Raw genomic sequence first — 12,746 nt, forward strand, 5'->3', positions numbered from 1 at the left:
CGATCAACACCTCAACTTAGCCAGCAGTCTATCCAACTCCTCAGGCAAAGGCGCTTCAACTTCTATACGCTTACCCGATACACGAAAGTTCAAACGCCAAGCATGCAAAAACAACCTTTTAGAGCCGATAAGCTGCATCTTTTTATCCACCTCTTGATCACCATAGCGATCATCCCCAACCAAAGGATGCCCCGCATACTGAGCATGGACACGTATCTGGTGTGTGCGCCCCGTCACTGGCTTCGCCATAATTAGGGTCGCACCTGACAAACGCTCAACGATTTCAAAGCGCGTACAAGACTGCTTACCATCAGCCGCCACTTTGACAATACACCCCCCCGTTGGCTGCTCAATTTTCCGAAGCGCAACCGAAACCGTCGAGCGACGACGAGGCCAGTCGCCTGCCGCCAAGGCCAAATATCGCTTATCCATGCCATCGCCGCGAAACGATGCATGCAACTCTTTAAGTACAGAACGCTTCTTTGCTATCACTATGCAACCTGAGGTGCCCTTATCAAGCCTGTGCGCCAGCTCAAGATATCTTGCCTCTGGACGCAACTGGCGTAGCGCCTCAATCAACCCAAGACTGACACCACTACCACCGTGAACCGCCAAGCCTGAAGGCTTATTGATTACAAGCAAACCTTCATCCTCAAATAGGATGCTATTTGACAAGCGACGCAGCAAGCCATCCCCTGCAGAGGTAATTTCACCTTGTGCAGCAACTCGAATTGGAGGTACACGAATTGAATCACCCTCACAAAGCTTGTAACTTGGCTTAGTGCGCTTCTTATTAACGCGAAGCTCTCCTTTACGCAATAGGTTATAAAGACGCGACCTAGGCACCCCCTTCAAACGAGACAGTAAAAAATTATCAACACGTTGACCCTCATACTCAGCATCAACTTCTATAAAAAAAACACCTTTGCCCGGTGTAGGCTTAACTTCACTCATATCGATATCATACCACGTTCACAAGCATTTGAAGCCTATGCTGATTACTGTTATAGTCCTCCGGTCTTTGAGATTATGGCTTTTTAGCCTCTGCGCGTAGCAACCATTAATAGACTACGTCGCTGCTAGACTGTGTTAGGCATCGATACTGACCACACAGGTAACCTGCAGCCGAAGATCAATGTTTTTTAACGATTTTATCGTACGAGCCAAGCTCCCGCTCTCTCTATAGCGCCAGCCGATCTCACAAGATAGAATATTTGCATCAACAGCAACGCAGGGGCATTGAGCCCGCTTGCTATTGCGGCACGACTTAGAGCAGGAAACCACACGCGGCCCACGGGGCGCAACGATTAGGCTGCATGCATAAGACCTATGACGTGGTAACAAATTACAGCCCCTAACGTAACGTCAACTTTTGCTGATTAGTTATTGCGAAAAGACTGTAACCCACTAAGCGCCTTTGTTTTTTTAAGGTTGCTGAACACACTGTATTACAGTAACGGACTCTAACCTCGGCGCCAATTTACAAGCCTATCAATCCCGTGCCTGCCCAGAATAGAATGTGGTACGCATGAAAAGAATGCTTATCAACGCAACTCAACCTGAAGAGCTGCGCGTAGCAATGGTAAATGGCCAACGCCTTTACGACTTAGATATAGAAAATCGTACGCGAGTACAAAAGAAATCCAACATTTACAAAGGCAAGATCACTCGAGTCGAGCCCAGCCTTGAAGCCGCCTTCGTAGACTTTGGTGCCGAGCGCCACGGCTTTCTCCCTCTCAAAGAAATATCCCGCGAATACTTTTGCAAACCTCCAGGTGACTCTGGTGGACGAATGCGCATTAAGGATCTCGTCAAAGAGGGCACCGAAGTCATCGTACAAGTTGACAAAGAAGAGCGAGGCAACAAGGGCGCAGCCCTGACAACGCTCATCTCTCTCGCAGGTCGCTACCTTGTACTTATGCCCAACAATCCTCGCGCAGGCGGCATCTCACGTCGCATCGAGGGCGACGAGAGAACTCAGCTTCGCGAAGCTTTAAACTCTCTAGAAATGCCAAAAGGTATGGGCGTCATCGTACGTACGGCAGGCGTCGGACGTGAAGCAGAAGACCTTCAATGGGACTTGAATTACCTTCTTCACCTATGGAAGTCAGTAACAACTGCATCTCAAAAGCTTCCCGCCCCAACGCTATTACTTCAAGAAAGCAATGTTATCATTCGTGCAGTAAGAGACTACTTGCGCGATGACATTGGCGAGGTAATGATCGACAGCCCCGAGGCCTACAACGAAGCCGTCGAGTTTGTCTCACAAGTCATGCCTCAATTTCAGAGCCGCATCAAGCAGTATTCAGACCCTGTACCGCTTTTCAATCGCTACCAAATTGAAAGCCAGATTGAGACAGCCTTCCAACGCGAAGTGCAGCTCCCTTCTGGCGGCTCTATTGTCATCGACCCAACAGAAGCTCTCGTCTCTATCGACATCAACTCTGCCCGCGCCACACGCGGCAGCGACATAGAAGAGACAGCCCTGCAAACAAACCTGGAAGCAGCAGACGAAATTGCAAGGCAGCTTCGACTTCGCGACATGGGCGGGCTCGTTGTTATCGATTTTATCGATATGTCCAACCAAAGAAACCAGCGCGAAGTAGAAAACCGTTGCCGCGATGCCCTCAGTATGGACCGGGCACGAATACAAATAGGGCGCATCTCTCGATTTGGCCTATTAGAAATGTCACGTCAGCGCCTGCGCCCATCCCTTGGTGAAACGAGCGCCAAAGTCTGCCCTCGCTGTAATGGTCAAGGCTCGATCCGTGACACCAAATCACTCTCACTGTCGATTCTTCGGTTATTAGCAGAAGAGGCTAACAAGGAGCGCAGCGCTGAAATTCGCGCCATCGTCCCCCTTAAGGTTGCCACCTACCTACTTAACGAGAAGCGTGGACTTATTAATGACATAGAGGTCAGAAACAACACACGAGTATTGGTCATCGGCAAACCCGATATGCAGACCCCTCACTATGACGTGCAGCGACTTCGCGACGACAACAGCCTTGCCTCAGTACAGCAGCTAAGCTATTCGATCGATCTCGAACAATCCGAGGAAAGCAGTGAGATAAAAGCCACACCCGCTCCAGCACAACCTCAGGTAGCCGCGGTCCAAACAACAACACCTGTCGCGCCAACGCCCCCCATAAATGGCACCCCTACTGCTGCAACACCAAAAACAAGCAAGAAGAAAGCGGAGAAACGCGAAAGCAAACCCAAGGCCGGGCTATTTACGCGTCTTTCCAAAGCCATCGGCACTCTCTTCGAAGCCGAGCACGAAGAGGAGGTTCAGGAAAAGCCGACGCAAAACAAAGCAAAACCTCGCCAAAACGATCGTAACCGCAACCGTAACCGCAACCGCAACCGCTCTTCGAGCAACGATCACGGCCGCAATAATCAACGCACAACTAACGGCGACAACGCTCGAAACGAGCGACCTCAACGCAATGATGATGCACGCCAAGATAGCGAGCGAACTCAACGCAACGACAACCGAAAGACTGAAAACAATACACAGAGCAATGAAGCCGAAGGAGCACGCCCACAACGCAGACCCGCCAACAAGCGTCGCTCTCCACAGCAACGTCGACGCGGTGAGCGAGTCAGCGAAGCCAATCGAACATCTGAGCAATCAGACAAAAGCGCAAACAATCAACCCGCAGCGCAAGCTGAGCAAGAGCAAGAGCAAAGCAAAAGCGCCACTACAAGCGAGAACAACAACCGTCGCCGAAGAAGCAGAGGGCGAAACAGAAACAGCAACAGCAATGCAGCGACAAGCACAGAGTCAAATGCTAGCGCAGCCGAGCACAATGCCGCACCAACAGCAAAGGCAGTAACCTCAGTAGCAGAGACAGCACCTGTCCAAGCAGCGGCACCTGCAGCAGTAGAGACAACACCTGTCCAAGCAGCGGCACCTGCAGCAGCAGAGACAGCACCTGTCCAAGCAGCGGCACCTGCAGCAGCAGAGACAGCACCTGTCGAAGCAGCGGCACCTGCAGCAGCAGAGACAGCACCTGTCGAAGCAGCGGCACCTGCAGCAGCAGAGACAGCACCTGTCGAAGCAGCGGCACCTGCAGCAGCAGAGACAGCATCTGTCGAAGCAGCGGCACCTGCAGCAGCAGAGACAGCACCTGTCGAAGCAGCGGCACCTGCAGCAGCAGAGACAGCACCTGTCGAAGCAGCGGCACCTGCAACAGCAGAGACAGCACCTGTCGAAGCAGCGGCACCTGCAACAGCAGAGACAGCACCTGTCGAAGCAGCGACACCTGCAACAGCAGAGACAGCACCTGTCGAAGCACCGGCACCTGCAGCGGCAGAGGCAGCACCTGTCGAAGCACCACAGGAACAAACTCGCGCCAGCAACGACCCTCGCCGTAGATCGAAACCCGTCACCATTGCGGTTTCATCAGTGTCGTACTCCGGGCAAGATAAACTACCCCCGCGACAGGAAATTTCGGCTCCTAGCAAAACAAAGGTTCGTGCGCCTAACGACCCAAGGAATAAGCGCTAGAAAAAACGCACCACCATCAAAAAGGGCTGCCATTGGCAGCCCTTTTTCATTTCTTAATTCCCCCTCCAGATATCACAAAAGGGATCACCCCTCCAACAAAACAAACCCTATAACGCCTACCCAGCGCAGCCAAAGCGCTAACGCCAACAAAAGGCGCTACCATTCCCCCCCTTCTTCGATCCCACTATTGTATATCGTGACTTAAACACACCTCAGGCTTCTCTCAAACGCGACCACTCTCACCGTTACAGACATAAAAAAACCGTCAAACCCAATGGCATGACGGCCTCTTTAAAGCTATAAGGACTTGTTAGATCAAGTTAAAGAAGAATATTACAGCAACACCAATGGGCACAATATAGCGCGTTATACACAACCAAACACTATAACCTGCAGGCGATAAGTCTGATAACTGTTCTCGAGAAAACTGCTTGGGTAGCACCCAGCCGATCAACAGCGCAATCAACATACAACCCAAGGGCATTGATATATTTGCCGTCAAATAATCGAGGATATCGAAGAAGTTCTTCCCTGCAACAGTAAAGCCCGACCAAACATTAAATGACAGAACACAACCAACCCCCAGCACCCATGCCGCACCACCAACCGCCATGGTAGCCTTTGACCTCGAAAGGGAGTGACGCTCAACCAGTCTCGCTACCGCCGGCTCAATCAAAGAAATCGAGGAGCTTACCGCAGCTGCCGCAATCAGTACAAAAAACAAGGTACCAATAAACTGACCGCCTGGCATTTGCGCAAACGCCAACGGCAGGCTCACGAACACCAACCCCGGCCCTGCCCCTGGCTCAATACCATGAGCAAACACAATGGGGAAAATTGCGATACCCGCTAACAAAGCGACTGCTGTATCCAATAGTGCCACTGCAACAGCTGTTCGCCCTAGCGCCTGACCTGGCGCCATATACGAACCATAAACCATCATCGAAACACAACCCAAGCTGAGAGTAAAAACAGCCTGACCCAATGCAGACAAAACTGCCGCCCAGCTCAAATCTTCAGGCTTAAATGTAAAGAGGAAGCTCAGCCCCGCCTGTACATCCCCCGTAGCCAATGAGTAGCCGACCATCAATAATAGCAGCACAAATAACACGGGCATCAAAAACCTCAGGCTACGCTCCAACCCCTTAACAACGCCACCAGCCACGATTGCCACGGTCAACGCCGTAAACATAAAGTGCCAAAATAACATGTTAACTGGATTTGCCAGCTCATCGCCAAAAACGCCGCCAACAAACTCAGCATTTTGACCATTAAAAAGACCCGAGGCTGTCTTAATAATATAATCCAGCGACCAACCAGCAACGACGCTATAGAACGCCATTACCATTACGCCACCGATAGACCCTAGCCAAGCAATTGAATGCCAGAAAGACGATATTTTATATTGCTTTGTTAGCTTGTGCATGGCCCCTACAGGGCTTCGGCGCATAGCTCGACCAACCATTGTTTCGTTCATCAGCATCGGAGCACCAAGAATGGCTACGAACACTAAGTACATCAAAACAAAAGCACCGCCACCGTTTGCGCCTGCCATATAAGGGAATTTCCAGATATTACCCAAACCAACAGCAGAACCAGTCGCCGCCAAAATAAACGTAAGACGACTCCCCCAGTGCAGCGACGCCCCCTCAGTCGTACTCTCTAACGCCATAGTATAGCCTCTTCATAAATTCAAATTAACACAAACGCACAAGACCTTGTCACATCAACAAAGCGCCAACGTACGCACAAATCATTCATCTCAACTTATTCATCTCAACTTATTCATCTCAACAACAAGCAGAGCGTGACGCATAAGCATCACTCCCTACAAAAGGTAGACTTCCTTACAATTAAACAAGATTGAACAAGAAGATAACGCCAACCCCAAAAGGGACAAGATAACGCGTAATAAAGTACCAAAGCGCAAAATGCCTCTGAGACAGCTCTGACAATTGCCCCCGCGCAAAGGATCTTGGCAATGCCCAACCCACTAGCAGCGCGATCAGCATACAGCCAAGGGGCATCAACACATTTGCCGTTATGTAATCAAGCAAGTCAAACAAACCTTTTCCTGCAATGGTGTAATCAGACCACGCATTAAATGAAAGTACACAGCCGACCCCCAAAAGCCAAGTACAACTCCCCACAATTAAGGTCGCCTTTGCACGAGACATATTCAACACCTCTGTCATTCTTGCTACCGCAGGCTCGAGCAGGGAAATTGATGAGCTCACTGCCGCCACAGCAATCAAAATGAAGAATAGGGCTCCAACAAACTGCCCGCCAGGCATATCTGCAAAGGCAATTGGGAGACTGACAAAGACTAGGCCGGGCCCAGCCCCAGGTTCTATACCGTGAGCAAAGACAATAGGAAATATCGCAATACCAGCAAGAAGCGCTACAGATGTATCTAACAACGCGACTGAAACGGCAGTAGAGCCGAGTTTCTGCCCAGGGGCCATATAAGAGCCATATACCATCATAGAGACACAACCAACACTTAAGGTAAAGACAGCCTGCCCTAGCGCCGACAAAACCGCCCCCCAACTCAAGTCTTCAGGTTTAAAAGTAAACAAAAAACCCAAGCCAGCAGCTACATCTCCAGTAGCCAGAGAGTAACCCACCATTAACAACAACAATAAAAACAGCAGCGGCATCAAGAAACGCAGCGCCTTCTCCAGCCCATCAATAACCCCCGCAGCGACGATCCCCACTGTCAGAGCAGTAAAGATAAAGTGCCAGAACATCATATTCACCGGTGCAGCAAGCTCCTGGCTAAAAACACTACCAACAAACTCAGCATCTCTTCCGCTGAATAAGCCGCTTCCCGTTTTAAAAATATAATCAAGCGCCCAGCCTGCTACGACACTGTAAAACGACATAATAACAAGAGCCGCAATTGTTCCCATCCATGCAATCGCACGCCAGAATTTTGCAATATCATATTGCTCTGTCATCTTCAGCATCGAGCCTATAGGGCTGCGACGCATGGCGCGCCCAACCATTACCTCATTCATCAACATAGGTGCGCCAATGATTGCAATAAAAGCCAAGTACATCATGACAAATGCGCCACCACCATTAGCTCCAGCCATATACGGGAATTTCCATATATTACCCAAACCTACCGCCGACCCTGTGGCAGCAAGGATAAAGGTCAACCGACTTCCCCAGTGTGTCGTTACCGCGCTTGAATTTGTTGACGCTGAACCCATAATTTATTCCGAAGTGTTATTCTCAGTTTGCTAACCACAGTCTGTCATTAACTCTAGGCAGGCTATTGTTCATAGACCACACACAATAACATTGACGAGTATCAACATGGCGCGGTACGTCACCGCTATAGCATCATCTATTACCAAACGGTATAGCCATCCTTGTCATTATAGTTTTATTTACAGATAAGCCTTGTCAAGATATCACCGATACGTATAATGCCGCCCTACTTGCTGCGGAGGAGTGGCAGAGTGGTCGAATGCACCGGTCTTGAAAACCGGCAAGGGTTAATAGCCCTTCTAGGGTTCAAATCCCTACTCCTCCGCCATTAATTCTAAAAGCCCAGGCAGTTTGTCTGGGTTTTTTTTTGGCCAATCGTCAGCCGTCTGTAGCGAAAACACTATATTTATCAAATTCTTTAAAAAAGCAATGAAAAGGGCTTGCCAGCATATTCCCGATAAGTATAATGCGCCCTACTTGCTGCGGAGGAGTGGCAGAGTGGTCGAATGCACCGGTCTTGAAAACCGGCAAGGGTTAATAGCCCTTCTAGGGTTCAAATCCCTACTCCTCCGCCATTAATTCTAAAAACCCAGATTCTCATCTGGGTTTTTTTATGGCTTATTTTTCAAGCTACTACCACTACTGAGTTGCTATCCAGCTATTTTTATATCTTTTCTTCACGAAGAAGCTGCCTTTTTCCTCCTTTACCCCTTGAATTCACGCAACTCGCCAGTATTATTACTGGTAGAAGCATTTCAATTATGGAGAACGAAAATGGCTAACGCACCTTATATGCACAGCAGCACTGCTGATCATGCGTCAATACCTACTCATAAGGTATTAAAGAACACTTATATGCTACTCAGCATGACGCTACTATTTAGTGCAGTAACTGCTGGGATCAGCATGGCAATGGGGCTTAGTCAGATGGGGGCCCTGGTCTGCTCACTACTCTCTTTCGGCATGATCTTTGTCGTCAACAAAACAGCGGACAGCAGTAAAGGTATTATTGCCACATTTGTTTTCACCGGCCTTATGGGTGCGGCACTCGGCCCCATGCTTAACCATTATCTTGCATTCAACAACGGCCCACAACTTGTACTACAAGCACTAGGTGGCACCGCACTTATCTTTTTCACCCTCTCTGGCTATGTCCTGACCACCAAGAAGGACTTTTCCTTTATGGGCGGCTTCCTTATGGTCGGCCTAATTGTTGCTGTCATTGCAGGCATAGCGAATATTTTTCTAGGCATTCCTGCACTCAGCCTCGCACTCTCTGCAGCAATAATACTGATCATGTCTGGACTCATTCTGTTTGACACCAGCCGCATCATTCACGGTGGCGAAACTAACTACATCCGCGCTACGGTTTCCCTGTATTTAGATGTTTACAACATTTTCGTCCACCTACTTGCCCTGCTTGGCGCAACCAGCGACGACTAAGGACATTTCGACAGTGCTTTGAGCACACACTAGACTCAGTTATAATGGCGGCCCAACCCGCCATTATTTTTGTCTATGATTTATAGCATCGCCATCTACGGCTCGCCTTATGGCAACCCCTCTAGCCTCACAGCCCTCCGCTTTAGTGAAGCCCTTCTTGCCTCCGAGCATCAGTTATTACGCGTTTTTTTCTATCATGACGCTGTACATACCGCCTCACTACTAGCGACCCCACCACAAGATGAGTCATCGTTATATGATGGCTGGAGGCAGCTCGCGGAGAAGCATAACCTCGACTTAGTTATCTGCGTTGCCGCAGCACTCAAGCGCGGCATATTAGACGAGCAAGAAGCAGGACGCTGGAACAAACTCAGCCACAACCTAGGGCCAGCATTCACTCTTTCCGGACTTGGTCAGCTCATCGATGCGACTATCAAAGCAGATCGACACATCTCTTTCGGGGCGTAATATCCATGACAAAGACACTGCTTTTCATCCTACGACACTCACCTTACCAAACTAACCTTAGCAAGGAGGCTATTGACGCCGCCTTAGCAGGGGCCGTCTTTGAACAGCGTATTCAACTGCTTTTTACAGGTGAAGGGGTTTGGCAAGCAGTCGGCAATCAACAAAGCGAAGCCATTGCTAGCAAATCAATTGAGGCAAACCTACAAGCTCTCTCGCTCTACGATATCGAAGATATATATATCGACCAGGATTCGCTGTCGCAACGCGGCATCCCCCCCCAACAAATCGCCCTTTCAGCTAAATGCATCGACACTGAGCTTGCTAAGCGCTTAATTAAAGATTGCGACCAGATTCTGAGCTTTTAACATGACCCTACATATCGTTAGCCAATCGCCCTATCACGGATCAGCTCTCAAAGAATGCCTCAACTATATTGCCGAAGACGACACGCTACTGCTTATCGGGGAAGGAGTATACAGCTGCCAGGGTGAAGCAGCTGAGCTTATCAATACGCTTAGCTGCCCCGTCTTCGTTTTGGCTACTGACAGAGTTGCCCGGGGTATTAAAACAAAGCTACCTGATGTTGATTATGCTGGCTTTGTTACCCTAACAAGCACCCACAACAAATCAATAAGTTGGTTTTAAGCTAATGACAAGCCAGGCAACCCTTAAACTCGATCAACACGGCTTCCTCTTACATCTAGCGGACTGGAACGAGACGGCCGCAATACAACTCGCAAGCTCCGAAGGAATAACCCTGACCAACGCTCACTGGGAAGTTATTTACGCCCTACGTGATTTCTATAACGAGTATCAGCTCTCGCCTGCAATGCGACCTTTTGTGAAATACATAAAGCTCAAGCTCGGTGCAGACAAGGGCAACAGCATCTACCTACTACAATTGTTTCCTGAGAGCCCCGCTAAGCTATGCAGTAAGATTGCCGGGCTACCTAAACCCGATAACTGCTTGTAACAATTAATCCCAGCATAGAAGTTTTATTCATGAACAATAAAAGAAAAGTTGACTTAGTTGCCCGCCCTAACGAACACCCTTTTGCTCAATACATCCGCGTTATAGGCAAGGGTAAAAAAGGCGCCCGCTCCTTCACTTTTGAAGAGGCTACCGAGGCAATGCGTATGGTATTGCGGGGCGAGGTAAGCGACTTCCAGCTTGGCGCTATGCTCGCACTACTAAGGGTCAATGAAGAAAGCCCTGATGAGCTAGCAGGTTTCGTCACCGCTGCGCGCGATTATATTAACGCCCCAGACGACATCCAAGTTGACATTGATTGGTCCTCCTATGCGGGTAAACGACGCCAGCTACCTTGGTACCTGCTAGCCGCACTTTGTCTCGCCGACAATGGCCACAAGATATTCATGCATGGCGCCAAAGGCCACACAGCCGGTCGAGTGTACTCTGAAGATATACTGCATCATCTTGGCATTGTAGCTGCGACAACATGGCATCAAGTTCGCGAAGATCTAAATCAGCACAATTTTAGCTTCATGGCGCTCGACACACTCTGCCCTCCACTACAACGCATCATCGAATTGCGCAATGAAATGGGACTACGCACACCGGTTCACACCCTCAGCCGTCTCCTCAATCCGCTACTTGCTCCATTAAGCTTGCAAAGTGTTTTCCACCCTGCCTATGCACCCAGTCATCAAAAGGCTGCGCAGATACTGCAGCAACAGAACGCACTCGTCATCAAGGGGGAGGCCGGTGAGTTCGAACGCAAGCCGGATGCTAGCTGCAGCTTACTCAGTGTCGAAGATGGTGAACTAAAAGAACAGCAGTGGCCCAGGATGACAGCACATAGAATGCCAAAACTTGATGAGCTCGATATCTCCGAGCTTACCAAAGTTTGGCGTGGAGAAAGTGATAATGACTATGGGCATCAAGCAATAATTGGCACCATTGCCTTAGTCTTACACCAGATAGGCCGTAGCCCAGATGAGGACGCCGCCACAGCGATGGCAGAACAGTATTGGTCTCAGAGAAACCTAAAGCGCTTTAACTAAAACACCATTTAGTAGCCTACACCACCGACGATATTAGTGTGGGCCACTATACTCCAAAGCATCAATCGCTAAAGCCGTTGGGGTTTTTACTTTGCCACAGCCAAGCATCGCGCGCCATCTCTTCAACCCCCAGCTCAGCCTGCCACTTCAACTCCCTCTTCGCCAAACCTGCATCCGCATAACAGCTTGCAATGTCACCCGCTCTTCGCGGCGCAACCTTAAAGGGTATTTTTTTACCGCTGGCAGCCTCAAAAGCCTTGATCATTTCCAGAACGGAATACCCTGCCCCCGTTCCAAGGTTATAGGCTACAGCTCCGGGATTATCACTCAGCTTTTCAACGGCCTTAACATGCCCCTTTGCAAGATCGACTACATGAATATAGTCACGAACCCCAGTTCCATCTGGCGTATCATAATCGGCACCGAACACCTGCAGCTGCTTCAATTTGCCCACAGCGACCTGCGTGATATAAGGCGTCAGATTATTAGGAATACCATCTGGATCCTCTCCAATAAGACCGCTTGCATGCGCCCCAACAGGATTAAAGTAACGCAGCAATATGGTATTCCAGCGACTATTGGCAATAGGCAGATCTCGCAACATTTGCTCAACAATAAGCTTAGAGCGACCATAAGGGTTTGTCGCAGACAACTGACAATCCTCAGTCAATGGCAGCACCTCAGGATCACCATAAACTGTTGCAGAGGAGCTAAAAACTATATTGTATACATCATGGCGCACCATCGCCTCACACAGCGTCAGAGTACCTGATACATTATTCTGAAAGTAACGTATTGGCTGCTCAACAGATTCGCCTACCGCCTTAAGACCCGCAAAATGTATGACTGCATCAATCTGGTGCGCAGCAAAAACACCGTTTACCGCATCTCCATCTTGAATATCAGCTTGATAGAACTTAACCGATTGCCCCGTTATCAACTCAACACGACGAAGCGACTCAAGCGAGCTATTACTGAGATTGTCGATCACGACCACCTCAAAACCCGCTTGCAACAACTCGATACATGTATGGCTACCAATATAGCCGGCTCCACCGGTCACCAGAATCTTCACATT

The 12,746-nt window shown here is 49.3% G+C and carries 11 protein-coding genes and 2 tRNA genes; 9 read left to right on the plus strand and 4 right to left on the minus strand.

From position 1 onward, the window contains the following. Nucleotides 1-3 precede the first annotated feature (3 nt). Complete coding sequence (rluC, locus tag EDC56_RS13250; RefSeq protein ID WP_123713058.1) at nt 4-954, minus strand: 23S rRNA pseudouridine(955/2504/2580) synthase RluC; 951 nt, start codon at nt 952-954, stop codon at nt 4-6. 574 nt (nt 955-1,528) lie between these two features. On the opposite strand from rluC, the gene rne reads away from it, so the two are divergent. Beyond that, complete coding sequence (rne, locus tag EDC56_RS13255) at nt 1,529-4,513, plus strand: ribonuclease E (protein WP_211333687.1); 2,985 nt, start codon at nt 1,529-1,531, stop codon at nt 4,511-4,513. A 310-nt stretch (nt 4,514-4,823) separates the two neighbouring features. Here the strand turns inward: rne and EDC56_RS13260 are convergent, their stop codons facing one another. Next, the gene (locus tag EDC56_RS13260) at nt 4,824-6,185 is read right to left on the minus strand and encodes a sodium-dependent transporter (protein WP_123713059.1); all 1,362 of its coding nucleotides are present in this window, start codon (nt 6,183-6,185) and stop codon (nt 4,824-4,826) included. Between the two features lie 181 nt (nt 6,186-6,366). After that, complete coding sequence (locus tag EDC56_RS13265) at nt 6,367-7,731, minus strand: sodium-dependent transporter (RefSeq protein ID WP_123713060.1); 1,365 nt, start codon at nt 7,729-7,731, stop codon at nt 6,367-6,369. Between the two features lie 238 nt (nt 7,732-7,969). On the opposite strand from EDC56_RS13265, the gene EDC56_RS13270 reads away from it, so the two are divergent. From EDC56_RS13270 to EDC56_RS13305, 8 genes are all read left to right on the plus strand, one after another. Further along, a tRNA-Ser gene (locus tag EDC56_RS13270) sits at nt 7,970-8,060 on the plus strand. A gap of 156 nt (nt 8,061-8,216) precedes the next feature. Next, a tRNA-Ser gene (locus EDC56_RS13275) sits at nt 8,217-8,307 on the plus strand. A 199-nt stretch (nt 8,308-8,506) separates the two neighbouring features. Next, nucleotides 8,507-9,175, plus strand: coding sequence for a Bax inhibitor-1/YccA family protein (locus EDC56_RS13280; protein WP_123713061.1), 669 nt, complete (start codon nt 8,507-8,509; stop codon nt 9,173-9,175). A 75-nt stretch (nt 9,176-9,250) separates the two neighbouring features. Then, the gene (gene tusD, locus EDC56_RS13285) at nt 9,251-9,643 is read left to right on the plus strand and encodes a sulfurtransferase complex subunit TusD (RefSeq protein WP_123713062.1); all 393 of its coding nucleotides are present in this window, start codon (nt 9,251-9,253) and stop codon (nt 9,641-9,643) included. Nucleotides 9,644-9,648: 5 nt separating this feature from the next. Further along, nucleotides 9,649-10,008 carry a sulfurtransferase complex subunit TusC gene (tusC, locus tag EDC56_RS13290; RefSeq protein ID WP_123713063.1) on the plus strand — a complete coding sequence of 120 codons (360 nt, stop codon included), beginning with the start codon at nt 9,649-9,651 and terminating at the stop codon, nt 10,006-10,008. Nucleotide 10,009: 1 nt separating this feature from the next. Then, nucleotides 10,010-10,288, plus strand: coding sequence for a sulfurtransferase complex subunit TusB (gene tusB / locus EDC56_RS20120; protein ID WP_123713064.1), 279 nt, complete (start codon nt 10,010-10,012; stop codon nt 10,286-10,288). A 4-nt stretch (nt 10,289-10,292) separates the two neighbouring features. Next, nucleotides 10,293-10,616 (plus strand): TusE/DsrC/DsvC family sulfur relay protein, encoded by a 324-nt coding sequence (locus tag EDC56_RS13300; protein WP_123713065.1) that lies wholly within the window; start codon nt 10,293-10,295, stop codon nt 10,614-10,616. A gap of 29 nt (nt 10,617-10,645) precedes the next feature. Beyond that, on the plus strand, nt 10,646-11,668 hold the full coding sequence (locus tag EDC56_RS13305; RefSeq protein WP_123713066.1) for a glycosyl transferase family protein: 1,023 nt from the start codon (nt 10,646-10,648) through the stop codon (nt 11,666-11,668). A gap of 61 nt (nt 11,669-11,729) precedes the next feature. Here EDC56_RS13305 and galE read toward each other — a convergent pair whose 3' ends face one another. Then, nucleotides 11,730-12,743 (minus strand): UDP-glucose 4-epimerase GalE, encoded by a 1,014-nt coding sequence (gene galE, locus EDC56_RS13310; protein WP_123713067.1) that lies wholly within the window; start codon nt 12,741-12,743, stop codon nt 11,730-11,732. Between the last annotated feature and the right edge of the window lie 3 nt (nt 12,744-12,746).

Source organism: Sinobacterium caligoides (genome assembly GCF_003752585.1).
GTDB lineage: Bacteria > Pseudomonadota > Gammaproteobacteria > Pseudomonadales > Sinobacteriaceae > Sinobacterium > Sinobacterium caligoides.

Bases quoted from the DNA above. Each gene is read 5' to 3' on its own strand.
- EDC56_RS13305 (WP_123713066.1), top strand. From the start codon at position 10,646: ATGAACAATAAAAGAAAAGTTGACTTAGTTGCCCGCCCTAACGAACAC.
- EDC56_RS13300 (WP_123713065.1), top strand. From the start codon at position 10,293: ATGACAAGCCAGGCAACCCTTAAACTCGATCAACACGGCTTCCTCTTA.
- rne (WP_211333687.1), top strand. From the start codon at position 1,529: ATGAAAAGAATGCTTATCAACGCAACTCAACCTGAAGAGCTGCGCGTA.
- tusC (WP_123713063.1), top strand. From the start codon at position 9,649: ATGACAAAGACACTGCTTTTCATCCTACGACACTCACCTTACCAAACT.
- EDC56_RS13260 (WP_123713059.1), bottom strand. From the start codon at position 6,185: ATGGCGTTAGAGAGTACGACTGAGGGGGCGTCGCTGCACTGGGGGAGT.
- tusB (WP_123713064.1), top strand. From the start codon at position 10,010: ATGACCCTACATATCGTTAGCCAATCGCCCTATCACGGATCAGCTCTC.
- EDC56_RS13265 (WP_123713060.1), bottom strand. From the start codon at position 7,731: ATGGGTTCAGCGTCAACAAATTCAAGCGCGGTAACGACACACTGGGGA.
- tusD (WP_123713062.1), top strand. From the start codon at position 9,251: ATGATTTATAGCATCGCCATCTACGGCTCGCCTTATGGCAACCCCTCT.
- EDC56_RS13280 (WP_123713061.1), top strand. From the start codon at position 8,507: ATGGCTAACGCACCTTATATGCACAGCAGCACTGCTGATCATGCGTCA.
- rluC (WP_123713058.1), bottom strand. From the start codon at position 954: ATGAGTGAAGTTAAGCCTACACCGGGCAAAGGTGTTTTTTTTATAGAA.